We start from the raw sequence: 23,584 nt of genomic DNA on the forward strand, positions 1-23,584 counted from the left end.
CTCGCCGCAGGCCCTTTGTGGGGAGCCCGGGAAACAAAACGGCTGCTCGCGACCTGAATCGGAGACTTTGATCGTTGACGCCTGCGCATGAGAAACGCCCGCCCGCCCGCTTCGCCGCCCGAGACGCCCCGCCGCCCGCCGCTGGCGCTGTGGAAAGCCATGCGCCGGATCATCGGGCTGAGCCGTCCCTACCGGCGGCGGCTCTTTCTGGCCCTCGCGCTGACGGTGATGGGGACGCTGGTCTGGCTCGTGGTCCCGCTCGGGCTCCGGCAACTGCTCGACGCCGTGTTTCAGGAGACCGACCGGCGGATGCTCAACCTCCTCGCGGTGGGGTTGCTCGGCCTCTTCGTGATGCAGGGGCTCTTCTCTTTCAGCGGCAACTACCTGCTCGGCTGGGTCGGCGCGCGCGTGGTGGCGGATCTGCGGGAGAAGGTCTTCGCGCACCTGAACCGCCTCGGTCTGGCGTTCTTCGCCGATCAGCGCACGGGCGACCTCACCTCGCGCCTGACCAACGACGTCGACCGGATCCGTGACGCCGTCACGAACGCGCTCGTGGAACTGCTCACGCAGACGCTTACGCTCGTCGGCTCGGTGGCGCTGATGACGGCGCTGAACTGGCGGCTGACGACCATCGTCTTCGTCGTCGTGCCGCCGGTCACCATTCTGGCGCGGTATTTCGGGATGAAGATCCGCCGGATCTCAAGGCAGGTGCAGGACAAGCTCGCCGAGACGACCGCCCTCGCCGAGGAGACCATTCAGGCGATCCGTGTGGTGAAGGCTTTCGTGCGTGAGCCGTACGAGACGGCGCGGTATGTCGCCGCCGTGGAGGACCTCTTCGAGACGACCCGCTACCGGGTGTGGATTTCGGCCCTTTTCGGGACGCTCGTGGGCATCCTGTTCATGACGGCTCTCGTGGGCATCTTCTGGTACGGCGGCACCGAAGTGCTGGCGGGACGCCTCACCGCCGGCGACCTCGTGGCATTCATCTTTTATGCGTTCAACATCGCGCGCGGCGTCGGCGGCATGACCCGCCTCTACGCCACGTTCAACGGCGCCGCCGGCGCCTCGGAACGGCTCTTCGAATTGCTCGATCAGGAGCCCGAGATCCTCGACGACCCCGCCGCGATCCCGTTGCCGCCCGTGCGCGGGGCGGTGCGCTTCGAGGACGTCGCGTTCCGTTATGACGAGGGCTTTACGGTCCTTCAGGACATCACCTTCGCCGTCGAGCCGGGGCAGACGGTGGCGCTCGTGGGGCCGAGCGGCGCGGGCAAGACGACGCTCCTCAACCTCATCCCCCGTTTCTACGATCCCACCGACGGGCGCATCCTGATCGACGGGTACGACGTGCGAAAGGTGCGCATCCGGTCGCTTCGCGAGCAGATCGCGCTGGCGCCGCAGGAAGTTCACCTGTTTAACGATACGATTCGGGAGAACATCCGGTACGGTCGGCTGGAGGCCACGGAGGCCGAGATCGAGGCGGCGGCGCGGGCGGCCAACGCGCATGTGTTCATCGAGGCGATGCCGAACGGGTACGACACCCGGATCGGCGAGCGGGGCGTCAAGCTGAGCGGGGGGCAGCGACAGCGCATCGCCATCGCCCGCGCGCTCCTCAAAGATGCGCGCATCCTCCTTCTCGACGAGGCCACCTCTTCGCTCGACTCGGCCTCGGAAGCGCTCGTGCAGGAAGCCCTCGAACGGTTGATGCAGGGCCGCACTACGTTCATCATCGCCCACCGCCTGGCCACCGTTCAGCACGCCGACCACATCCTCGTGCTCGACGAGGGACGCATCGTCGAGCGGGGCACGCACGACGAACTCACGGCCCGCAACGGGCTCTATCGCCGGCTGGCCGCGCTTCAGTTCCGCGAGGCGATCTCCTTCGAGTGAAACGCGCCTGCCCTCGTGCGACTTCAACGGTTTTCCCCTATATTGGCGGCAGGCAAACGGATGCGTTTCTCACGACAGTTTTTCGTTTCTGAATGGAAGTAATCCCGGGCCCGAGGCGCGCGCAGGCGTCGAAGAAAGCGGTGCAAAAGAGCCGAATGAGCGATCAACCATCGGGCGGATCTGCCGCGTCGAAGAAGAAAAGCCGTCATCGGAAGCGCCGTCGCGGGCTGCCTGCGCAGGTCGTTTTCGGGCTTCTCGTGCCGCTCGGCCTCGTGAGCGCCGGGGCCGTCTTCGTGGGGGGGCGGGTCATGGCGGTCCCGGCGGCGGTGGTGTGCCTGCTCATCGTGTGGGCGCTGTACGTGAACGACCGGAAGGGCTTCGTTCGCTCGAAGCAGATGCGCCGCGCCCACGAGCCCCGGCGTCATTTCGTCCCGCTGGAAGTGATCCTCCTTTTCGTGCTGATCCTCCTGAACGTGGTTGCGGTGGCATACGTGTTCGTGACCCTGTGAGGGGCGCGACGTTTATTGTCCCACGAGAAAGACGGCGTTGGCGAAGAGGAGGCGGCCATTGTGCCAGAAGGCACGGAAGAGGGGATCGTCCGCCACATAGACGACCCGCCCGCGACCCATTTCCTGAACGCCGAAGACGAGCGTGTCCCTGAGTTTGGCGCGGGCGCGGTGGCCCGCGAAGCCGCTCACGAGCGCATCGCCTTCGAGGACGCCCACGTTCCAGTCACCATCGCTTTTGAGGAAGGCAAAGGCGTCATCGCTCCGTTTGAGGGTGAAGTACACGTCGTCATAGCCGAAGGCGAGCGGGTGCGTGGGGTCCATGCGCACGCGGAAGATTGCGCCGGGCACTTCGTCCGAGATGGAGGCGCGTTCGCGGTCCCCGAAGCGGGAGAGGGCGGCCTCATCCGCTTCGAGTTCGTCTTCGTCTTTGTCCTTGCTTTTTCGTTTGAGGTGGAAGCCGTCCTTCCCGGCGAGGGCGGCGGCGGCTCGTTCCATGGCGATGAGCCGTCCCCCGCGCCGGATCCACGCCTGGAGGTCGGCGAGGCGGCTCTTGGTGAGGAAGCGTTCGTAAAAGCCGTTCGGAAGGATGAGCACGTCGTAGGCGTCGAGGTCGAGGGCGCCGAAGTCGTCGGGATCGACGAGGGTGACGGCATAGCCGAGTTGGCGGTCGAAATAGTGCCACACCTCTCCGGCGGCGGTGGAGGCGACGGGCGCGCCGGCGAGCACGAGCACGCGGGGCTTCCGGAGGAACGGCACGTCGTCCGAGCCGAAGTCCGCGCCGCGCGCGACGAAGCCGGTGGCGACGGCGTGGAGCGGCTGCCCGAGGTCGTCGGCGGCTTTCCGGACGACGGCGTCGAACCGCTCGCCCATGGCCTCGTTGCCCTTCCGCGTGAGGATGAGCGTGCCGGGTGCGTAGGTGCGCCCGTCGATCTCGAAGGGCTTGCCGGCAAAGCGGAGCTTGACGCCGGCTTCGAGCACGGCGGCGAGGAAACGGGCATCTTCGAAGCTCTTCCACTCGGCGAGGTAGGCGTACGGTCGCTCGAGCGCGGGCGGCTCCGGCGCGGCTTCCGGGGCGGTGCGCGCGCCGGGGGCGAGACGGTCGGTGAGGGCGAAGGCGTCGAGGCCGTACGCATACGGGAGCGCCCACGCCGTCACGTCGTACGTGAGCGAGTCGGCCAGCTCGGCGCGCGGCTCGAAGAGCACCTTGACGAGCACCGACTTCGGCTGAAACGCGCTCACCACGAGGTCGCCCGGCTCGACGGTGACGGCGGTGGTTTGCCCGGAGGCGTAGTCGAAGCCGCGCGCCGAGCGCCGTTCGACGGCGTACCCGAAGGCGATGCCCTGTCGTTCGAGCAACGCAGCGAGGGCGTCGCGCTTGTCCGTATTGGCGCCTTTGACGACGTACGTCTTGTACGTCCCCGGCGGATCGTTTTGCGCCCGCTCATAATACGCCCGAAACTCCTCGAGCACGCGGTCGTGATGCTTCGCCGTTGCCTCGACGGTCGAGAGGCCGGTGGTGTGGTGGTGGGCAATGCGGTCGGCGAGCGTGAGCGTGTCGCCCTCGGCGGTGCGGATGGCAAGGCCGGCGCGCCCGCTGCCGCCCTGTTCGTACGTCATGCCGATGGCGCCGTTGAACGTGGGCCACGTGTCCCCGTAGCCGGGATAGAAGAGGTCGAAGACCTGCCGGGTGAAGTACAGCCATCCGCGCTCGTCGAAATACCGGGCGTGGTTCTTTCCGATGATCGTCTGGAATTCGCGCTGCCACGGTGAGATGTCTTTGTGGAACGGCTCGGCGGCGGGTGCGAAATAGTACGGCTCATCGACGCCCTGCTCGTGAAAATCGACGTGCACGTGAGGAAGCCAGCGGTTGAAGAGCGGGATGCGCTGCCGGGTCTCCACCTGCGACATCCAGGCCCAGTCGCGGTTGAGGTCGAAGTAATAATGGTTGGCGCGTCCGCCCGGCCACGGCTCGTGATGCTCGCGAGCGTTCGGGTCGGGATTGGGCGTGCGGCCGACCGTTTCGTTGTACCAGTGCACGTACCGGTCGCGCCCGTCCGGGTTGATGCATGGATCGATGACGACGACGGTGTTGGCGAGCCAGGCCTGCGTGCGCGTGTTGGCGGGATTGGCGAGGTCGTAGAGCGTCGCCATCGCCGCTTCGGTGCTTACGGCTTCGTTGCCGTGCACGTTGTAACTCAGCCACACGAGGGCCGCCGTTGCTCCCTCGACGGCGCCGTCGGCCTGCCCGGCCATGCGCAGGTTGTTCGCGCGAATCTCCTCGAGGTGGGCCTGGTTCTCCGGCGAGGTGATGAAGGCCGTCATCAGGGGCCGCCCTTCGTACGTTTCTCCATAGCGCTCGAGGCGCACGTTCGGCGAAGCGGCGGCCACGTGCTCGAAGTAGGCGACGACGCGGTGGTGCGGAGTGAAGCGGTCGCCGAGTTCATAGCCGAGGAATTCGGCGGGCGAGCGGAGGGCGGTTTGCCCGAAGGCCGTGGCGGCGAGAAGGCCGACCAGTACAAACGCGGAAAGACGACGCACGTGCATGAGGGGACGGGAAGGAGGGAGAGGGACGGAACGGCCGCGCCGACGAGGGCCGGCGGCGGAAAGGTACGCGCACGAGCCGGGTATGCGCAATGCCGGGCGTCGTCTTTCCGGTCGCTCACGTCGGCGCCGGCCCGGCGCCCGGGACCTCGCCCATCGAGGCGTTCCCGGCCGGGGCGCTCTCCTCCGTGGCGATGAGCGGCGCCTCGCGCCGACGGACGGCCTCGAAGAGGGCGACCTCGCTGCCGAACCACCCGACGGTCGCGGCGGCGCGGAGGAGCAGGAAAAGCTGTTGAAGGAGAAACAGACCCCAGATCCCGTTCATCTCGAAATCCAGCACTATCGGCAGGGCCAGCGCCACGGCCGCGAGGAGGAACCAGACGCCGTAGAGCGGGAAGGCCTGCGCGTGTCGGAACGGCCACGTGATGCCCGCCAGAAAAGCGCGCGTGACCTTCTGCTCTTCCACCACGAGCGCGATCCGCCCATAGTCGTGCAGCAGGTCGATGAAGGCGAGGCCGAGCACCATCAGCGTCGGCGCGAGGACGAAGAAGATCCAGAAAGCGCCCACCTCACCGTTCCACACCACGGCCAGCCCCACCGACAGGAGGGCGACGCCGCCCAGCCACACGAGCACGAGCAACCCGTAGAGCAGGCCGAGCCCGACGGCGCGCGCGGCATAACGCCCCACGCCCGCCCAGAACGAACGTCCCCCGCCGTCGCGAAGCGCGTGGATCAGCCCCACGCTCCACCCGGCTTTCCAGACCAGATACAGCGGGATCATCCAGAACAACTGCGCCCGGAGCGCCGACAGGACGAGGCCCGCCTTGTCCAGAATGTCCGCCCAGAGGACGACGTCGAACTGCTGCACAAGCTCGGAGCCGAAGCCCGACGGTCCCACCACGTTGCTGAGCGCCATGTAGATCGGCAACGCCAGGATGAAGGCCAGACACAGGTTGACGGCATAGATCAGCACGACCAACCCGGGACGCTTTTGGACGGCGGAGAAGCCCGCGCGAAAGCTGTTGATGAACATGATGGCTTGACGAGGATCGTGGAGACGGTCGGCTCAGAAAAGGCCGGCGATGAGATAGAAGACCTGTTGAAGCAGGGAGGTGAGGCCCAGTTGCTCCTTGCGGGCAAGCGTGTTGTCCGCTTCGGCGATCTTCCGGTTGTCGAGGCGGTTCACGTCGAGGCGGACGGCGTTGTCGGGGTCGAGATAGGCTTCCGCGGCGCGCGAGGCTTTGTGGAAGGTGAACCGTTTCCAGACATCGACCCCGTCCCAGGCCAGACGTTCCTCCGAGCCGTCCTCGAACCGCACGAGAAGCGTCTGCGGAAAGACGCCGTCCTGCTTCCGATGAACCTCCACCCGGCTCTCGTACCAGTCGCCCTCGGTTCCCTCCGGAGGCTCGGCTTTGGACGAACGCAGCGAGGCGACTTCATAATCCACCACGGCGACGCCGTAGACGTACTGGTCGAAGAACCAGCCGAGATCCATGCCGGAAACCTCCTCGGCGACGGCGATGAAGTCGCGCGTGGTCGGATGACGGAAGCGCCAGCGGTCATAGTACGTCTGAAACACCTGATCCGTCGTTTCGCGGCCGAGATAGTTTTCGAGCGTGAGGAGCAACGTGGCAGGTTTGGCATACGTGGCCTTGCTGTAATCGCTCTCGTCTTCATATTCCCAGGCGCGGGTGAAGACCGCCCCGCGGTCCGGCGCATTTTTCGTGTACATCAGGCGCTGCATGCCCTCGTCGCTGACCTGAATGTACGGCAGCTTGACGACGGCGCCCGGCCCATAGGCATCGTCCATGATGCGGGCCTCGAAGTAGGAGTTGATGCCCTCGTCGAGCCAGGCTTCCTCGAACTCGTTGCTGGCGATCATGCCGTAGAAATATTGATGGCCGAACTCGTGCACGGTGACGAGTTCCGGAAGGCGCATCCATCCGGGCATCTTGTACGTGGTCCCGCAGGTGATGAGCGTCGGGTATTCCATGCCGTTGCTCCCGCCGATGCCGTCGACGAGCGTGAGCGTGGTGTACGGGTACTCGCCCACCCAGGCGTCGAAGCGGTCGAGCGCGGCCTTTACGGCTTTGAAATGGCGCTCGGCCTGCCCGTCGTGATGGGGCTGAAGGAGCAGCCGGAGGTTGACGTGTCGCCAGGTGTCGGTGTATACGAGGAAGTCGGGGCTGGCCGTCCACGCGAAGTCGTGCACGTCGTCGGCCTGATACGTGAGGGTGCGCGTGCCGGCTTCGGTCGTCTCGTTCACGCGCACGCCGGAAGCCCCGACGACGTACGCCTCGGGGACGGTCATCGTCACCCGGTACGTGCCGAAGTCGGCGTAGAACTCCGTGTTGGCGTGGAACTGGTGGGTGTTCCACTGCCCGTGTGGGGCGTCGGCGGGGACGTAGCGCACGCCCGGCTCTTCGTAGACGCCGAGCTTCGGAAACCACTGCGCGACCATGAAGAAGCGGTGGCCCTGTTCGGTCTCGGCCCAGCCTGTCCGCGCGACGACCTTGGGCATGAGGGCCGTGAAGTCGATGTCGAGCGCGATGGTCTCGCCGGGGGCTACGGGACGGGGCAGCGTCACCGCGATGACGGTCTGATCGTCCGGGTTGCCGTCGTCGGGTTGGATGAAACGGATACGGTCGGTGAGGTCGGTCTCCCCGGCGCTGTAGGCGCCCGGCGGAGCGGTGTCGCCCGGTTGCGGGGTGGCGATCGTCATGCGGGTGATGTCGATGCCGCCCCGGACGTCCGCTCCTCTGGCCGAGAAGCCGCGGTGCTTGCCGCCGCTCTCCCGCATGAACGTCGAGCGCTCGTTTTTGAAGGCGTTCAGGTACAGGTGAAACTGAAGCTCGCCGACGGGCGCTCTGTCGGGGTTGCGCCAGGTGACGCGCTCGGAGCCTTGCACGGTGCGGGCCTCGGGGTCGAGCGTGGCGGTGATCGTGTACGAGACGCGGCGGTCGCTGAGGGGGCCGTCGGCGATGGTCGTGCGTGGCGCCGTGGCGGTGGGCTGAGCAAGGGCGGGCGCGGGCGTCAGAGGCAGAAGCGCCAGCGCCGCGAGGACGAAACAGATTCGGGACAGCATGAGCGGCATCCTGAGAGAGAAAAGGGCGACTATCCTGCCTACGCGAGGCGGACAGGCGGGTTACGACCCGGCGACAAAGTACGGCTTCCCACCGAAAAAGGGGACGCCACCACAAAGAAAAGCCGCGCGCGCGGGCGGGGCTCCGCTTCCGGCGGCATCTTCGGGAGGGGACGGGCGTTTAAGCGCGCAGTCGCTCTTTTCACCACCCATTGCTTCGAAGCCCATGTCGTTCCCCCCCCACGTCGAACTCTGTGAAGTCGGGCCGCGCGACGGCTTTCAATTCGAGGAAAAGCCGATCCCGACGGACCTCAAGCTCGAGATCATCGAAGGGCTGGCGGAGGCGGGGTTGCGGCGCATCCAGGTCACCTCGTTCGTGCATCCGAAGTGGGTGCCGCAGATGGCCGATGCCGAGGCGCTCGTGGCGCGGCTCCCGAAGCGCGAAGGCGTCGTCTATACGGGGCTGGCGCTCAACCTGCGGGGGCTCGAACGCGCCCATCGGGCCGGGCTGACGCACGTCGACCTCTCCATCGCCACGAACGAGACACACAGCCGCGACAACGCGAACATGACGGTGGCGGAGGGCGTCCGGCAGGCCGAGGCGATGATCCGCCGCGCCCGCGACTACGGGATGCAGCCGCAACTCGGCCTCCAGACCGTCTTCGGCTACGCCGCCCCCGGCGACACGCCCCTCGACTTCATCGTCGAACTGTGCGGACGCTTCGCCGCGCTAGGCGTCGAGTCGCTCTCACTCGCCGACTCGACGGGCATGGCGAACCCGGTGATGATTCGTGAGCGGGTGGCGGCGGTGCGGGCCGTCATCGGGGAGACGCCGCTCGTGCTCCACCTCCACGACACGCGCGGCCTCGGCATGGCGAACGTCGTGGCTGCCCTCGAAGCCGGCGTCGCCCGGTTCGACACGTCGCTCGGCGGCATGGGCGGCTGCCCCTTCATCCCCGGCGCGACGGGCAACATCGCCACGGAGGACACGGTCTACCTCCTCGACCAACTCGGCATCGAGACGGGCATCGACCTCGAAAAGGTGGCCGCGTGCACGCTCCGCATGGAGGCGTTCCTCGGCAAGCGCTTCCCCGGCAAGATGCACCGGCTCGTGCGCCGGAACGTCACGGCTGTCCCCGAAGAAGAAGGCGTGCGATAGTCCTTCCTATCCTTCGGCGTACGCTTCCATCGGCGGGCAGGCGCAGACGAGGTGGCGGTCGCCATAGGCGTCGTTGACGCGGCGGACGGCGGGCCAGAACTTGTTCTCGCGCGTCCACGGGGCGGGAAAGGCGGCCTGCTCTCGGGAATAGGGGAGGTCCCACGTCTCGGCGGTCGCGAGCGTGGCCGTGTGCGGGGCCTGCTTGAGGGGGTTCCGTTCGGGATCGGATGCGCCCGCCTCGACCTCGCGGATCTCGGCGCGGATCGCGATCATGGCCTCGCAGAAACGGTCGAGCTCGGCCTTCGACTCGCTCTCCGTCGGCTCGATCATGAGCGTGCCGGGCACGGGGAAGGACACCGTCGGGGCGTGGAAGCCGTAGTCCATGAGCCGCTTGGCGACGTCGATCTCGGTGATGCCGGTCAGTCGTTTGATGGGCCGGAGGTCGAGGATGAACTCGTGCGCCACGCGCCCGTGCGCGCCGGTGTAGAGGACGTCGTAGTGGGCGCGGAGGCGGTGCGCCATGTAGTTGGCGTTGAGGATGGCCGTTTTCGTGGCGCGGGTGAGGCCGTCCGGGCCGAGCAGGGCGATGTAGGCCCACGAGATGGGGAGGATGCTCGCGCTCCCGAACGGAGCCGCCGCCACCGGCCCGATGGCCTGCGCGCCGCCGGTCTCGACGATCGGGTGGCCGGGGAGGAAGGGCGTCAGGTGCTCGGCGCAGCAGATCGGCCCGACGCCCGGCCCGCCGCCGCCGTGCGGGATGGCGAAGGTCTTGTGGAGGTTGAGGTGGCACACGTCCGCGCCGAACTCTCCGGGGCGGCACAGGCCCACCTGCGCGTTCATGTTCGCCCCGTCCATATACACCTGCCCCCCGTGTGCGTGCACGATGCGGCAGATCTCGACGATGCCCTCCTCGAAGACGCCGTGCGTGGACGGATACGTGATCATCAGCGCCGCGAGGCGATCGGCGTGCGCCTCGGCCCGGGCGCGGAGGTCGGCCAGGTCCACGTTGCCGTGGTCGTCGCAGGCGACGACCACCACTTCCATGCCCGCCATCACGGCGCTCGCCGGGTTCGTCCCGTGCGCCGAGGAGGGGATGAGGCACACGTTGCGATGTGCCTCGCCCCGGCTCGCGTGATACGCCCGGATGACGAGCAGCCCCGCGTATTCCCCCGTCGCGCCCGAGTTGGGCTGAAGCGAGACGCCGGGGAAGCCGGTGATCTCGGCGAGCCACGCGGAGAGCTGCTCGACGAGGATCCGGTAGCCCTCCGCCTGCTCGGGGGGGACGAAGGGGTGGAGCCGGTTGAACGCCGCCCAGGAGACCGGCATCAGCTCGGCGGCGGCGTTGAGCTTCATCGTGCACGAGCCGAGCGGGATCATGCTCGTCGTCAACGAGAGGTCGCGCGCGGCCAGGCGGTGGAGGTACCGCATCATCTCCGTCTCCGAATGATAACGGTGGAAGACGGGATGCGTCAGGTACGGCGTCGTGCGGGCGAGCGGGCCTTCGTAGCCGTCGTCCATCAGCCCGGCCAGCTCCTCGGCGGTGAAGTTGAAGGCGCGGTCGTGCCCGAAGACGGCGAAGAGCGTGTCGAGCTCGGAGGCGCGCACCGTCTCGTCGAGGGCCACGCCGACGGAGCCGTCGTCGAAATAGCGGAGGTTGATGCCCCGGGCGTCGGCGGCTTCCCGGAGGAGCGTGGCGGAGCGGCTCTCGAGGTCGACGCGGATCGTGTCGAAGAAGTGATCGTGTCGGATCGAATAGCCGAGCAGCTCCAGGCCGTGGGCAAGCACCTTCGTCAGGTTGTGGATGCGCGCGGCGATGCGGCGGAGGCCGTCGGGACCGTGATAGACGGCATACATCCCGGCCATCACCGCCAGGAGCACCTGCGCCGTGCAAATGTTGGAGGTCGCCTTCGCCCGGCGGATGTGCTGTTCGCGCGTCTGAAGCGCCATGCGGAGCGCGGGCCGGCCGTCGGCGTCGATCGACAGGCCGATGATGCGGCCCGGCGTCTGCCGTTTGAACCGCTCCTTCGTGGCAAAGTACGCGGCGTGCGGCCCGCCATAGCCCACGGGCACGCCGAAGCGCTGCGTGCTCCCGACGGCCACGTCCGCACCGAAGGCGCCCGGCGGCGTCAGCAGCGTCAGGCTGAGCAGGTCGGCGGCGACGACCACGTGCGCCCCGGCCTCGTGCGCGGCGTCGCAAAAGTCACGGTAGTCGTGGAGGGCCCCGTCGGTGGCCGGATACGCCACGAGCGCGCCGAAGACCTCCTCGGTGAAGGCGAACGTGCGATGATCTCCCACGACGACCTCGACGCCGACGGGCACGGCGCGCGTCTGCACCACGGCGATGGTCTGTGGATGGCACGTCTCCGAGACGAAGAACACGTTGCGCGTCTTCCCTTTCGCCACACGGTGGAGCATCAGCATCGCCTCGGCGGCGGCGGTGCCCTCGTCGAGTAGCGAGGCGTTGGCGATCTCCAGCCCCGTCAGGTCGATGACCATCGTCTGAAAGGTGAGAAGCGCCTCCATCCGACCCTGTGAGATCTCGGCCTGATACGGCGTGTATTGCGTGTACCACGAGGGGTTCTCGAACACGTTCCGAAGGATGACCGGCGGCGTGATGGTGTCGTGGTAGCCCATGCCGATGAACGAGCGACGGACCTGGTTCTTCGAAGCGATGGCGCGCGCCTCGTCGAGGAGTTCATATTCCGTGCGCGCCGGCGGCAGCTTCAGCGGGCGCGCGCTTCGGATGGCGGCGGGCACCGTCTCGTCGATGAGTTCGTCGAGGGAGGAGAGGCCGAGCGCGGCGAGCATCTGCGCCTCGTCCGCCTCCGAAGGTCCGAGATGACGGCGGGCGAAGCGGTCGGTAAACTGGAGGTCGATGGCCATGCGAAAACGTCGGAAAGGAGCGGGTTTGAGAATGCGCAAACGTGAAAGAAGGACGCCGGGAAAAGAGTGGGCGCACGTGCGGCCCCTCGGCGCGAAGGGCCGGGTTTCACCGGCGGGCGATGCCTCGCGGGACGAGCGCGGATTGAACGACCGCCCCGGGCTCCTGTTCTGAAAAAAACCGGGTGCGAGGGAATTTCACGGGGGCCGTTCATCCGCGCGCTCAGGCTTCCGCGCGCAGGCGTTCGAGGGCGATGCTCGCCGCTTCCTGTTCCGCTCGTTTTTTGCTGCTCGCCGTGCCGCGCCCGTACGCCTTGTTTCGGAGCACGACCTCCACGGTGAACGTCTTTTCGTGGCTCGGCCCCACCTCTTCGATGACCCGGTATCGCGGCTGGGGCCAGCCCTGCGCCTGGGCGTACTCGAGAAGGAGGCTTTTGAAATTGTCGCGATGCTCGGCCAGTTCGTCGAGGTTGACGTGGTCGAGCATGGTGCGATGGATGAAGGCGCGGGCGGCTTCCGGCCCGAGGTCGAGGTAGAGCGCGCCGATGACGGCCTCGAAGGCGTCGGCGAGGATGCTCCGGTTGTTGCGTCCGGCCGTCTGCGCCATGTTCTCGCTCATCAGGATCAGCGCGCCGAGATCGATCTGCCGGGCGCATTCGGCCAGCGCCACGCCATTGACGAGCTTGGCCCGGAGGCGCGTCAGGAAGCCCTCGTCCCGGTCCGGGAAATGGTGATAGAGATAATCGGCGGTGACGAAGCCGAGCACGGCGTCGCCGAGAAATTCGAGCCGTTCGTTCGAATAGAGATGCGTGTCGGGTCGTCCCCGGAGCAGCGACCGGTGCGTGAGCGCCTGCTCGTACAGACGCAGATCCCGCACCGCCATGCCCACGAGACGCTCGACGGCCTCCCGCGAGACGGCTCCGGCCTCGACGCTCGGGGAACGTTTGAAAAATCGGCGGAACGCCTTTCGAAGCGATGAAACCAATGCGACAGGCAAACTATGCGTTCGGATACCCGGGCGAAACCGGCGCGACCCGGCATGATCCGGCCCGATGATCCGACGTCCGTCCCTCCGGCATCACATGATGTCGATGCATGATCTTGTGCGGGAAGATAGATGTTTCCCCGCAAAGATGGGAGCCGACCGCGCCGGCGGATTCACCGGAGCATGTTCCAGAACATGCGGTAGTCGTCGTTCGAAGGGTCGAGCTCGAGGAGGCGTTTCACGAGGGGACGGGCCTCCGCTTTTCGGTTCGTGTTGAAATAGAGCGAGGCCAGGTTTGCCAGCGGGAGGATGGCGTCGGGGTCGAGGGCGAGGGCGGCGCGGAAGTCGGCCTCGGCGCCCGCCATGTCGCCGAGGAGCGCGCGGGTGAAGCCCCGGTCGTTATAGGCTTCCTCGAACTTCGGGTTGTCCGTCAGGATGGCGTCGAACGTGGCGAGGGCTTCGTTGAGGAGGCCGGATTGGCTGAGGGCCGCTCCGAGCTTGTTCCGGAAGCGGAGGTGCCCCGGCGCGTGGTCGACGGCGCGGCGGAAATACCTCGCGGCCTCCTGGGGGGCGCCGGTGGAGAGGAACGCCTCGCCGATCCGGTACCAGGTCCACGCATCGTCGACGGCGGTTTCGTCGAGCGTGGGGGCGAGCGTCATGATCGCGCCGAAGTTTTTTTGCCAGAACCACAGCCGCACGAGCGAACGCGCCAGCTCCTGCGGCGTCTTCGTCCGTTGCGCTTGCTCCAGATAGGCGGCGGCGGAGTCGAGGAAGCCGGGATGGTTCGTGACCTCCTCGTAGTACGTCAGAAACCCTTCGGCCACCTCCTCGGGCGGCGGCGACTTGTCGATCAGCGCCGCCAGTCGGACGAGCCGCTTTTGCGAAGCGTCGCCCTCTTCCGCCGAGAGGATCTCGATCTCGTCCGGCTTCATGACCCGGATGAAGTGGTCGGTCACCTTCACGTGCGGGATGTCGATGGAGCCGGAGACGGGCATGTGGCACGAGACGCAGTTGTCCCCCACGCGGGCGCGCACGGCCTGATCTTCGACGCACAGGTTGTCGTTCTCCGGCGTGTGACACGAGGCGCAGACCTGCGCGTAATGATCCGCGCCGAGCGTCTTGACGCCGACGTGCGGATCGTGGCACGTGGTGCACGTCATCGCGCCGAAGGTCTCGGGCCGCTTCCGGGATTCACGAAAGCACGCGCTCATCTGAAGCCGGTCCGGGTGGGAGGCCATGATGAACTGATGCGTGCTGTCGGCATAGCGGGGCCAGAAGACGTTTTCGAAGTCGCTCAGCCGGAGGGCGGGGCGGAACTCGAGCGGCGACCGTTTCCACACCGCCGCGCCCTGCATGTGGCACCGGCGGCATACGTCGAACTGCCGGTCGATGGGCAGCTTGCGGGGGTTGACGATCGTGCGGTCGATCTCCTTCGTCACGTCGACCACCTCGCCGGCGCGTTTGGCTTCGACGTGGATCGAGCCCGGCCCATGACACCGCTCGCAGTCGATCCCGTCCGGCGCCTCGGCGAAGCGGTTCTCCGAACCCGGCACGAAGTCCGGCATCGCATTGTGGCACGACATACACGTGACCGGGATGGGGCGCGTGAACCGGGCGTTGTTGCCGCCCGCGAACTTCGGCGGGAGATCCCATTTGCCCTCCTGGGCATACCACGTCAGCGGCATCTGATAGAGATAGCCGTTCACGTCCATGATGTGCGAGTTCGTGTGTTGCCCCGAGCCGATGATGTAGTCGATCTTCTCGATGCGCTTGTAGACCGTGTCCCGCCCGGCGAGCCGGTATTCCATGATGAAGAGATCCTCGCCCCGGTGGACGGGCAGGTAGTAAAAATCCCGGTGCGGATCGTAGACCGGCTTCGGATGCTCGAAATCCGCCGCGCTTTTCGAGAGGGTGGCGGGCTTGAACGAGCGTCCCATCTCGGCCTCGACGAACGTTTCATACTTGTCCGCGTGGCACGTCCGGCAGGCCTCTTTTCCCACGTACTCGGCGTCCGGACCGAGGTTGAGATAGACCGGCTCGGCGGCGGTCGTCTCGGGCGTTTCGGCGGGGGGTTGGCGGCAGGCGGCGAGCAGGCACAGAGCCGACAGAAGCAGAAGAGTGGCGGCGCTTTTCATCGTTCGGGCAAACGCTTTCGAGGCGGTGCGGGGAGGTCGAAAACGAGCGAGGACGGGAGAAGATCCGGCGCGGCGAAAGGCTTGCGAGCCGGCCCTTCCGGCCTCTTGCGGCCGCCCGAAACTCCTTTCGAAGCCCTGTCGTACCTTGAAGCGCTTCATCCTGCTCACCTTTTCCCTGATGTCATGTTCACCTGGATCTGGGTTCTGATTCCGCTCGGCGTCATTCTCACCGGCGCGTTCCGCGAATGGCTCAAGTTCAAAGAGAAACAGCAAACCCTCGGCGTTTCGACGCACGAGCTCGAAGCCGTTGTGGACGCGCTTTCGGAAGAGCTGGTGGCTTCGAAGCGGCGCATCCAGAACCTGGAGGCCATCGTCACGAGCCAGATGTGGGATGCGATGCATGACGAAGGGCTGACCCCGCCGGAGCGGGACCGCGCGCTCGTCGAAGCCCGCGCTTCGCTCGACCTCTCCGAAGAGGAGCCGGACGCCGAGAAGGTGGCGAAGATGGCGCGGCGGCTCCGAGCATAACCGGACCGGAAACGCTCAGACCCCATGAAGACCTCTGATCGCAAGCCGCGTGTCGTCATCGTCGGGGCCGGTTTCGGCGGGCTCCGGCTCGCCCGCGAACTCCGACGCGCGCCGGTGGAGGTCCGGCTCATCGACCGAAACAATTTCCACACGTTTCAGCCGCTCCTCTATCAGGTGGCGACCGCCGGACTCGAACCCGAGGACATCGCCCACGCGGTGCGCGGCATCTTTCAAAAACAGAAAAACTTCCACTTCCGCCTCGGCGCCGTCGTCGGCGTGGACCGGGCCGCAAAGGCCGTCCGCCTCGCCGACGGCGAGGCGCTTCCGTACGACTACCTCGTCCTTGCCGCCGGCGCCTCGACGAACTATTTCGGCGCGGAGGGGGCCGAGACGTACGGCTTCCCGCTCAAGAGCCTGCCCGACGCCGTGCGGCTCCGAAACCACATCATCCGTCAGTTCGAGGCAGCCGACCGGGATCCCTCGCTCATCGAGGCGGGTGCGCTGACGTTCGTGGTGGTCGGGGGAGGGCCGACGGGCGTGGAGACGGCAGGGGCGCTCCTCGAACTTTTCCAGAAGGTCTTCGCGAAGGATTATCCGCACCTTCCCGTGGAAAAAGCGCGCGTGATGCTCGTGGAGGCGACTTCGGACCTGCTCGGCGGGTTTCACGAGGCGTCGAAGCGGCACGCGCGGGAGACGCTCGAGAAGCGCGGCGTGGAGGTGCTCGCCGGGGCGCCGGTCGTGCGTGTGACGTCCGAGGCGGTGCATCTGGCCGACGGCGCGGTCCTTCCGGCGCGCACGCTCGTATGGGCGGCGGGCATCCGCGCCGCGCCCCTGGCCGACGTGCTCGGCTTCGAACAGACGACCGCCGGGCGCATCGTCGTGGCGCCGGACCTGAGCGTGCCCGGCCACCCCGAAGTGTTCGTCATCGGCGACCTTGCCGGGAGCCGGGACGAGGCGGGCAACCTCCACCCGCAGCTCGCGCCCGTGGCCTTGCAGGGGGCGCAGCACGTCGCCCGGCAGATCCGGCGCCGCATGACGGGCGCGCCGTCGGAGCCGTTCCGGTACCGGGACAAGGGCATCATGGCGACCATCGGGCGGCACGCCGCCGTGGCCGAATTCGGCGGCCTTCGCACGCAGGGGTTCCTCGCATGGGTGATGTGGCTCTTCCTGCACCTCGTCATGCTCATCGGCTTTCGCAACCGCCTCAACGTGCTCGTGAACTGGGCGTGGAACTATTTCACGTATGACCGGGGCGCGCGCCTCATCCTCGAAGTGCCGCCCGAGCCTCCGTACGGTGAAGCGGAACGCCCGCGCCGAGCGCGCCGTCCGGCTTCCCGCCCTTCGTAGAAGGGGGCCTTTCCCGTTTTCCCGGCATCACAGATGCGCCCACACCCACGCGAGGGTGCGCGCGCCGAGGACGGCGCATACGAGCGTGACGAGCGTCCCGGCCACGAGGTATCCGCGCGAAAGGGCGGCGGTTTTCCGGCGGTGCGTGAGGTAGAGCACGAAGGCGGCGATGAACGGCAGAAGCAGCCCGTTGGCCGCCTGGGCCGCGATGATGATTTTGAGCGGCGAATAGCCCGTCATTCCGAAGAAGAGGCCGACGACGAGCACCGAGGCCCACACCATCCGATAGCCGGGGTGATCCGCGTTCCACCCGAAGAGTTCGCGGATGCCTGCCGCCGCCGCCAGCGGCGCCGTGACGGCGGAGGTAATGCCCGCGGCGAAGAGGCCGAGGCCGAAGAAATACCGGGCCGCCGGGCCGGCCGCCGGCTCGAGGAGCGCGGCGAAGGCCTCCACCGCCGTCACGTCCGTCGCGCTGCCCCGGAGCGTCGCGCCGGCCACGAGGATGGCGAACGAGATCAGCCCGCCGAGCGGGAAAAAGACGGCCATGCCGAGGCGTTCGCGCCGCCACGCGCGCGCCGGCGCTTCGCCCGCCCAGTACGCCTTCGTCGCCGAGGCGTGCAGGAAGAGGTTGTACGTGACGATGGTGGTGCCCATGAGCGCGAGGACCGTGACGAGGCTGCCTTCGGGGAGGCGCGGCACGAACAGTCCGCTCAGAGCCGCGCGCCAGTCCACCGGCGCCATGAACATCGTGGCGAGGAAGAGGATGCTCATCAGCCCCACGAGCACGGCCAGCGCCTGTGTGAGGGCGCGGAGGTCGAGGAACAGCAGGACGCCCGCCGCCAGGGCGATCAGCCCCACCAGCCACCGCGCGTCGGCCTCCGCGCCGAGGACCGTCCGGATGCCCGCGGCGGCCCCGACGAGGTTGCCCGTCTCGAAGGCGGCGCACCCGACCCACAGCCCGACGATGACGAGGGAGAAGAGGACCGCGCGCCGGAGCGAGGTCGTCGCCGCCTCGCGGATGGCCTCGCCGAGCCCTTTCTGCGCCAGGATGCCCAGCCCCGCCGTGAGCGATTGCAGGGCAAAGACCGCCGCCACGGAGAAGAGGAGCACCCATCCGAGCCCATAGCCGAAGTGGAGGCCCGCCGAGGCGCACGTGAGCACCGTGCCCGGCCCCACGAAGGCCGCCACGACGAGAGAGGAGACGCCGAGTTTCATGTCGCCGAAAAGGAAAGTAGAGGGGAAGACGGCGCGACAAAATAGGGCGCGCCGGGCGCATTGTACACGGAGGGAAACGCCCGTGAGCCGTCTCTCGTGCAGGCGGGGAACCGCGCCGGACATGCTGCATAAAACGACGTTCGGGTAAAAAGAGCGGCCTTCCCGCCCTGCTTTCATTGCAAATCCAAGACACTCATGGCTATCAAAACCGTAGATATGGACCTGCTTGCCCGGAAGACGGGCAACATCTACGAAACCGTGGCGATTCTGGCCAAACGCTCCCGGCAGATCGCGACGAAGATGAAGCAGGAACTCGATGAGAAGCTGGCCTATTTCGAAGGCTTCGAGCCGGAGATGGAGGACCCGCGTTTTCAGGAAGAGCAGGCCCGCATCTCGCTCGAATACGAAAAGATGCCGGAACCCACGGAACTCGCCATCGAAGAGATGCTCAAGGGCGAAATCTACTTCCGCGATCCCTCGGCCGAACTGGAAGGATAAGCCCTTCACACGTCCGCTTTTTCAAGGATAGGCTCCACCCGGGGTCTATCCTTTTGTATTGTAAGGGCCCGGGAGAGGGGGCTTGCGTTTCGGGCAAAAAAGAAGGCCGGACGTGCGCGATTCGTCCGGCCTTTGTCCCTCATCGGAGGACGTCCCTCTTGCAATTACCCACAATCACAGGAAGGAAACCGAGCCGGGCGGGAGGTAGACGTCCGGCGCGGGGTGTTGGGTGACTTTTCAGTGAGCCCGCGTTTCCGTGAGCAAGTCTTTGATCTCGTCGACCTTCGGTACGTGAACGGCGCCCGGCCCCTTTTCCATGAGCAAGTCGTTGACGAACCGCGCCAGTGCGAGGCGCTCCCCGGAGGTGATCTCGTCGGCGTCGAAGACATGCATGAGGTTGTGCCAGGCGACCTCGGCGATCTGTCCGTTGACGTAGCGGGCGAGCAGCATCGGCAGCGCCGACGGCGTCGAAGCGGGAGAAGAAGCGGTGGCCGGCATGGCTATCGGGAGGATGGAGGCACGGACGCTCGGGCAGGGTGATGTTCTTCACACCGGATTCTCAAAATCCGGGCCAAACCTCGAACACGTCGCTCCTCGTCGCCCTCCCTCGCCCGGTTCCGAAAATGTGCGCCGGGTCCCGGACGAGAGTGCTTCTTATAGGGGTAAAGCTTGAAATATCAAGGCTTTTTTTGAAGAGATCGATCGGGCCGAGGTGAGGCGGAGACAGGGCCTATATGATTGTTTTTTCCGAGCTTGTGTTCGATCGGTAGGGGCCGGTCCGTTCGGCGGGATCATTTCATCGAAACGGCCCGGAATGCCCGGGCGGCGGAAGCATTTGCCGGAGGCGGTGTCGCTCGGAGTGGGCAGGCGAGGGGAGGGAGTGTCCACGACGGCCCCTCGCGCGCGAGGCCCGGTGCCCGGTGAGCGGGAGGAGGGCTCAGGAGAGGGCCTGCGCGAGCCAGGCGTCGACCTCGCGTTCGAGATCGAACACCTCGCGGGGGTTGAAGCGGAAATGGCGGTGCCGGAAGTCGCCGCTGCCGTCGGGTACGGGCACGTAGAGCGGGGCATAGTCTTCGGCGTGTTCGGCGATGTGGCGGAGGGCCTCGGCGGCGGCGTCCACGTCCGCGCGGGTATTGTACAGCCCGAAGGAGACGCGCACCATGCCCGGCTTCTCCGTGGCGTCGGGGACGCGCTCCATGCACCGGTCGGGCGCGACACCGTGCTCGTCGGCAAGGCCGAGAAGCTGCCGCACGAACGGCTGCGCACAGAAGCACTCGTTCCGTACGGCGATGCCGAAGTAGTCGTTCAGCACCGCCGTCACGAAGCCGTGAGGCAGGTCCCTGACGTTGAACGTGATCACGCCGATGCGGTCTGCGATTTCGAGGCGGTGCGAGCCGTAGATGTGCACGCCGGGGATGGCCTCGAAGCGGTCGAGCGCGTATTGCGTGAGTTGGCGCTCGTCCTCCTCGATCACGTCCATGCCCACGCGGGCCATGAGATAGAGCGTCGTTGCCAGAGCGATCGATCCGGGGATGTTCGGCGTGCCGGTCTCTTCGCGGTCGGGCAGCCGATCCGTAATCTTGTAGCGCATGGCATCGACGAACGTGACGATGCCGCCGCCGACCTCCACCGGTTCGAGTCCGAGGAAGAGGTCTTTCCGCGCCACGATGACGCCCGGGCTGCCCGGGGTATAGATCTTGTGCCCGCTCATCACGAGCACGTCGAGGTTCTCCTCCGGGTCGTCGCGCACGACCGAGAGGGGCAGGTGGGCGGCGGACTGGGCGGCGTCGACGAGGATGAGCGCGCCGGCCTCGTGCGCCATGCGGGCGATCTCATGCACCGGATTGATGACGCCCGTCACGTTCGAGGCACACGTGACGGCGACGTAGTTGAGCCGGTCGGCGTTCGCCTCGATGGCCTTCGCGAGCGCCTCGAGGTCCACCCGGCCCGCCTCGCCGTCGGGGTCGTGTTCGAGCGGCACATGGACGACCTCGCCGGCGTGCTTGCGGTGCGGCAGGTCGTTGGCGTGGTGCTCCATCAGCGAGGTGATGACCACGTCGCGTTCGGGGCGCTTCGCCGCGAGCACCTGCGCCATCCGGTTGATGCAGCCCGTGACGCCGTTGCCGTAGAAAACCGTCGTATAGGCATCGTCCCCCCCGACGAAATCCCGCACGACGTCGTGCGCGTGGTGGTACAGGTCGGTCATGATGCGTGCGCCGAAGTGGAGCTGCGAATGGGTGTTCGCATAATGGGCCAGCGCCCGGTGGACGATGGCGTCGGAGACCTTCAGCCGAAGGTTCGAGGCGGCGCTGTCGAGGTAGATGCGCGGTGCGGTGCGGCCGTCGGCGAGCGTGTATGTGGTGTGGAGGCCGTAAAACTCGGGGCGGAGCTTTTCGAGGAGGGCTTCGCGCTCGGCGCGCGGCCCAAAAGGCTTCAGGCGAGAGGCGTGCAAAAGATCCATGGCGAAGTGTGGGTTGAGGATGCGAAGCGCTTGCGGCGTGCCCGCAATTTACGGGAGCGCTTCCGGATTCGGAAACGGCGCACGGCGCGCCCCTGCGCCGCCCCCGGGATTTCACGAAGAATGACGCCGCGGCGCACGGCGGCTACGAAAGCACGATCTCCTTGCGCAGACGGGCCACGGGGATGCCGAGCTGTTCGCGGTACTTCGTCACGGTGCGGCGGGCGATCTTGAAGCCTTTTTCTTCGAGCATCTTCGCGATCTTCTGGTCGGAGAGAGGCTTTTGCTTGTCCTCGTTCTCGATAATGTTTTGGATGATCGCCTTCACCTCCTTGTTCGAGATGTCCTCGCCGCTCTCGGTCGAAAGGCCCTCCGAGAAAAAGTACTTCAGCTCATAGACGCCGAAGTCGGTCTGTACGTACTTCCCGTTCACGACGCGGCTGACGGTGGAGATGTCCATGTGAATCTTCTCGGCGATGTCCTTGAGGATCATGGGCTTGAGGTAACCCTCGCCATATTTGAAGAACTCCTCCTGTATCTCTACGATGGCCTGCATCACCTTGAGCATGGTCTGCCGCCGCTGGTTGATGGAGTTGATGAACCACCGGGCCGCCTCGAGCTTGTTCTTGAGGAAGGATTTCGTCTCCGTATCGATGCTGTTCCGGGTCCGGCCGCTCTTTTTCTCGGCAGAGATTTTCCGGAGCATCTGCTGGTATTGCTTTGAGATGCGAAGCGGCGGGGCGTTGGCGCTGTTGAGCGAGATGATGAAGCCTTCGTCGTCCTCATACCGGACCGTGAAGTCGGGGGTGATGTAGTTTTGCGCGGCGGTGAACTCGCCCTCGCCCGGCTTGGGGTTGAGGTGCTGGATGAGGTCGTAGGCCTCCTTGAGTTCCTCGTTCGTGACGTTGAGCTTCTTCTTGATGGCCTCGAAGTGTTTCATGGTGAAGGCCTTGTAGGCGTCCTTCAGCATGCAGATGGCGACGTCGCGGCCCGGCGTCCCTTCGGACATGGTTTCGAGCTGGATGAGCAGGCACTCCCGCAGGTCGCGCGCGGCGATGCCGACGGGGTCGAGGCGCTGGATGCGGCGGAGCACGGCTTCGACGTCCTCTTCGGAGAGGAGGATGCCGTGATTGAAAGCGATGTCGTCGATGATGGAGACGAGCGGGCGGCGGAGGTATCCGTCCTCGTCGATGGAGCCGATGATCTGTTCGGCGATGAGGGTCTCGGTCTCGTCGAGGTCAAGGAAGGTGAGCTGGTTCATGAGGTGCTCGGCCATGCTCACGCGCGCGGGCATGGGCAGTTCGCGGCGGTCCTCCTCGTCGCTTTTGTCGACCTGCGCCTTATAGCCGTAGAGGTCGTCGGAGCTGTTGAGGAATTCGTCCCAGTCGTATTCGTCTTCCGCGCTCTTTTCCTCTTGGGCTTCGGCCGGTTCTTCCGCCGTGTCTTCCTCTTCGGCCGGCTCTTCGCGCTCTTCTTCCCCGGTCGTCTCTTCGAGGTCTTCTTCCATCCCTTCTTCGAGGAGGGGATTGGACTCCATCTCGGCCTTGATGCGCTGTTCGAGCGCCAGCGTCGGCAACTGAAGCAGCTTGATGTACTGAATCTGTTGCGGCGAAAGCTTTTGCTGAAGCGATTGTTTTTGCTGAAGATTAAGCATTACTACCTCTCGAAATCATCAATCACGGTTGGGAAGGCGGGTTCAGCGCAGCCCGGCGCTCTTCGCAGGCTTCCTGGAACTTTTGAACCCACGCTTCGCCGTACTTGCGGCGGAGGGGCTCATGAAGGAAATCGGTGAGGTACACCCGGCGTCGGCGCCCATGGACGCGCGCGGAGTCGCACAGGGGGACCTGCTCGTAGTTGAGCACCTCGAGGTCGCCGTAGGATTCCACGCGCACGGGGAAGAGGTGGCACGAGATCGGCTTTGGAAAGTCGATTCGGCCCGCCTGGTAGGCTTTTTGAAGGGCGCACTTCGCGACGGGTCCCTCATACGTGACGAAGACGCACGCGCCCTGACCGACGCAGGTGGTGGCGTATTCCCCCGGCCCGATTTCCTCCCACACGCCCTTGCGCTCGATGACGGCCAGCGCTTCGGGAGTGAGGTGTTTGCGCACGCGCGGGAGCAGCGCTTCGAGCACGGCGCGTTCCTCCGGCTCCAGCGGCGCGCCGGACGTCCCGTGCACGCAACACGCCCCGAGGCAGGCCCCGAGGTTGCAGGCAAAGGGCGCCTCGAGCAGGTCGTCGGAAATGAGTATGTCGTCTACCGCAAACATAATGCCTTAAACGTAGAACTCGCGCATCGGTTTGTCAATAACCGGGGATGGAAAGCCGGTTATTTCTGGAAGAAGGATCGACCGGGAGGGCGC

At 66.3% G+C, this 23,584-nt stretch carries 17 protein-coding genes; 6 read left to right on the forward strand and 11 right to left on the reverse strand.

Annotated features, from left to right (window positions below; all coding sequences use genetic code 11):
* Positions 1 to 87 precede the first annotated feature (87 nt).
* Positions 88 to 1,887: an ABC transporter ATP-binding protein gene (locus AC1HIY_RS00595; protein ID WP_479574762.1), complete on the forward strand. Its 1,800-nt coding sequence runs from the start codon at positions 88 to 90 to the stop codon at positions 1,885 to 1,887.
* Between the two features lie 155 nt (positions 1,888 to 2,042).
* Positions 2,043 to 2,396, forward strand: a complete 354-nt coding sequence (locus AC1HIY_RS00600; protein ID WP_479574763.1) for a hypothetical protein — start codon at positions 2,043 to 2,045, stop codon at positions 2,394 to 2,396.
* 12 nt (positions 2,397 to 2,408) lie between these two features.
* On the opposite strand, the gene AC1HIY_RS00605 is transcribed toward AC1HIY_RS00600, so the two are convergent.
* From AC1HIY_RS00605 to AC1HIY_RS00615, 3 genes are all read right to left on the reverse strand, one after another.
* A complete protein-coding gene (locus AC1HIY_RS00605; protein WP_479574764.1) occupies positions 2,409 to 4,940 on the reverse strand; it encodes a M14 family metallopeptidase in 2,532 nt (843 codons plus the stop codon).
* Positions 4,941 to 5,055: 115 nt separating this feature from the next.
* Complete coding sequence (locus AC1HIY_RS00610) at positions 5,056 to 5,970, reverse strand: hypothetical protein (RefSeq protein ID WP_479574765.1); 915 nt, start codon at positions 5,968 to 5,970, stop codon at positions 5,056 to 5,058.
* A 33-nt stretch (positions 5,971 to 6,003) separates the two neighbouring features.
* Entirely contained in the window at positions 6,004 to 8,022 is a 2,019-nt protein-coding gene (locus tag AC1HIY_RS00615; RefSeq protein WP_479574766.1) for a M1 family metallopeptidase, read from the reverse strand.
* Positions 8,023 to 8,245: 223 nt separating this feature from the next.
* Here AC1HIY_RS00615 and AC1HIY_RS00620 point away from each other — a divergent pair, with 223 nt between their 5' ends.
* Complete coding sequence (locus AC1HIY_RS00620; RefSeq protein WP_479574767.1) at positions 8,246 to 9,178, forward strand: hydroxymethylglutaryl-CoA lyase; 933 nt, start codon at positions 8,246 to 8,248, stop codon at positions 9,176 to 9,178.
* A gap of 6 nt (positions 9,179 to 9,184) precedes the next feature.
* Here the strand turns inward: AC1HIY_RS00620 and gcvP are convergent, their stop codons facing one another.
* The 3 genes from gcvP to AC1HIY_RS00635 form a co-directional block, all read right to left on the reverse strand.
* A complete protein-coding gene (gene gcvP / locus AC1HIY_RS00625; protein WP_479574768.1) occupies positions 9,185 to 12,061 on the reverse strand; it encodes an aminomethyl-transferring glycine dehydrogenase in 2,877 nt (958 codons plus the stop codon).
* Positions 12,062 to 12,281: 220 nt separating this feature from the next.
* Positions 12,282 to 13,055 (reverse strand): ribonuclease III, encoded by a 774-nt coding sequence (gene rnc, locus AC1HIY_RS00630; protein ID WP_479574769.1) that lies wholly within the window; start codon positions 13,053 to 13,055, stop codon positions 12,282 to 12,284.
* 161 nt (positions 13,056 to 13,216) lie between these two features.
* A complete protein-coding gene (locus tag AC1HIY_RS00635; RefSeq protein ID WP_479574770.1) occupies positions 13,217 to 15,178 on the reverse strand; it encodes a tetratricopeptide repeat protein in 1,962 nt (653 codons plus the stop codon).
* A gap of 183 nt (positions 15,179 to 15,361) precedes the next feature.
* On the opposite strand from AC1HIY_RS00635, the gene AC1HIY_RS00640 reads away from it, so the two are divergent.
* Positions 15,362 to 15,706 carry a hypothetical protein gene (locus AC1HIY_RS00640; protein ID WP_479574771.1) on the forward strand — a complete coding sequence of 115 codons (345 nt, stop codon included), beginning with the start codon at positions 15,362 to 15,364 and terminating at the stop codon, positions 15,704 to 15,706.
* A 24-nt stretch (positions 15,707 to 15,730) separates the two neighbouring features.
* Positions 15,731 to 17,053: an NAD(P)/FAD-dependent oxidoreductase gene (locus AC1HIY_RS00645; protein WP_479574772.1), complete on the forward strand. Its 1,323-nt coding sequence runs from the start codon at positions 15,731 to 15,733 to the stop codon at positions 17,051 to 17,053.
* Between the two features lie 27 nt (positions 17,054 to 17,080).
* On the opposite strand, the gene AC1HIY_RS00650 is transcribed toward AC1HIY_RS00645, so the two are convergent.
* Entirely contained in the window at positions 17,081 to 18,268 is a 1,188-nt protein-coding gene (locus AC1HIY_RS00650; protein WP_479574773.1) for an Nramp family divalent metal transporter, read from the reverse strand.
* Positions 18,269 to 18,463: 195 nt separating this feature from the next.
* Between AC1HIY_RS00650 and AC1HIY_RS00655 the strand changes: the two genes are divergently transcribed.
* Positions 18,464 to 18,766, forward strand: a complete 303-nt coding sequence (locus tag AC1HIY_RS00655) for a DNA-directed RNA polymerase subunit omega (RefSeq protein WP_479574774.1) — start codon at positions 18,464 to 18,466, stop codon at positions 18,764 to 18,766.
* 237 nt (positions 18,767 to 19,003) lie between these two features.
* On the opposite strand, the gene AC1HIY_RS00660 is transcribed toward AC1HIY_RS00655, so the two are convergent.
* From AC1HIY_RS00660 to AC1HIY_RS00675, 4 genes are all read right to left on the reverse strand, one after another.
* Positions 19,004 to 19,264: a hypothetical protein gene (locus tag AC1HIY_RS00660; RefSeq protein WP_479574775.1), complete on the reverse strand. Its 261-nt coding sequence runs from the start codon at positions 19,262 to 19,264 to the stop codon at positions 19,004 to 19,006.
* A 439-nt stretch (positions 19,265 to 19,703) separates the two neighbouring features.
* The gene (locus AC1HIY_RS00665) at positions 19,704 to 21,227 is read right to left on the reverse strand and encodes an aminotransferase class V-fold PLP-dependent enzyme (RefSeq protein WP_479574776.1); all 1,524 of its coding nucleotides are present in this window, start codon (positions 21,225 to 21,227) and stop codon (positions 19,704 to 19,706) included.
* A 142-nt stretch (positions 21,228 to 21,369) separates the two neighbouring features.
* Complete coding sequence (gene rpoN / locus AC1HIY_RS00670) at positions 21,370 to 22,878, reverse strand: RNA polymerase factor sigma-54 (protein WP_479574777.1); 1,509 nt, start codon at positions 22,876 to 22,878, stop codon at positions 21,370 to 21,372.
* Between the two features lie 22 nt (positions 22,879 to 22,900).
* Positions 22,901 to 23,491, reverse strand: coding sequence for a DUF3109 family protein (locus AC1HIY_RS00675; RefSeq protein WP_479574778.1), 591 nt, complete (start codon positions 23,489 to 23,491; stop codon positions 22,901 to 22,903).
* Between the last annotated feature and the right edge of the window lie 93 nt (positions 23,492 to 23,584).

It is taken from the genome of Rhodocaloribacter sp., from assembly GCF_056451265.1.

Excerpts from the sequence above, each read along its gene's own strand:
- AC1HIY_RS00605 (WP_479574764.1), bottom strand. The coding sequence starts at position 4,940 with ATGCACGTGCGTCGTCTTTCCGCGTTTGTACTGGTCGGCCTTCTCGCC.
- AC1HIY_RS00655 (WP_479574774.1), top strand. The coding sequence starts at position 18,464 with ATGGCTATCAAAACCGTAGATATGGACCTGCTTGCCCGGAAGACGGGC.
- gcvP (WP_479574768.1), bottom strand. The coding sequence starts at position 12,061 with ATGGCCATCGACCTCCAGTTTACCGACCGCTTCGCCCGCCGTCATCTC.
- AC1HIY_RS00600 (WP_479574763.1), top strand. The coding sequence starts at position 2,043 with ATGAGCGATCAACCATCGGGCGGATCTGCCGCGTCGAAGAAGAAAAGC.
- AC1HIY_RS00640 (WP_479574771.1), top strand. The coding sequence starts at position 15,362 with ATGTTCACCTGGATCTGGGTTCTGATTCCGCTCGGCGTCATTCTCACC.
- AC1HIY_RS00610 (WP_479574765.1), bottom strand. The coding sequence starts at position 5,970 with ATGTTCATCAACAGCTTTCGCGCGGGCTTCTCCGCCGTCCAAAAGCGT.
- AC1HIY_RS00615 (WP_479574766.1), bottom strand. The coding sequence starts at position 8,022 with ATGCTGTCCCGAATCTGTTTCGTCCTCGCGGCGCTGGCGCTTCTGCCT.
- AC1HIY_RS00635 (WP_479574770.1), bottom strand. The coding sequence starts at position 15,178 with ATGAAAAGCGCCGCCACTCTTCTGCTTCTGTCGGCTCTGTGCCTGCTC.
- AC1HIY_RS00660 (WP_479574775.1), bottom strand. The coding sequence starts at position 19,264 with ATGCCGGCCACCGCTTCTTCTCCCGCTTCGACGCCGTCGGCGCTGCCG.
- AC1HIY_RS00675 (WP_479574778.1), bottom strand. The coding sequence starts at position 23,491 with ATGTTTGCGGTAGACGACATACTCATTTCCGACGACCTGCTCGAGGCG.
- rpoN (WP_479574777.1), bottom strand. The coding sequence starts at position 22,878 with ATGCTTAATCTTCAGCAAAAACAATCGCTTCAGCAAAAGCTTTCGCCG.
- AC1HIY_RS00665 (WP_479574776.1), bottom strand. The coding sequence starts at position 21,227 with ATGGATCTTTTGCACGCCTCTCGCCTGAAGCCTTTTGGGCCGCGCGCC.
- AC1HIY_RS00620 (WP_479574767.1), top strand. The coding sequence starts at position 8,246 with ATGTCGTTCCCCCCCCACGTCGAACTCTGTGAAGTCGGGCCGCGCGAC.
- AC1HIY_RS00595 (WP_479574762.1), top strand. The coding sequence starts at position 88 with ATGAGAAACGCCCGCCCGCCCGCTTCGCCGCCCGAGACGCCCCGCCGC.
- AC1HIY_RS00645 (WP_479574772.1), top strand. The coding sequence starts at position 15,731 with ATGAAGACCTCTGATCGCAAGCCGCGTGTCGTCATCGTCGGGGCCGGT.
- AC1HIY_RS00650 (WP_479574773.1), bottom strand. The coding sequence starts at position 18,268 with ATGAAACTCGGCGTCTCCTCTCTCGTCGTGGCGGCCTTCGTGGGGCCG.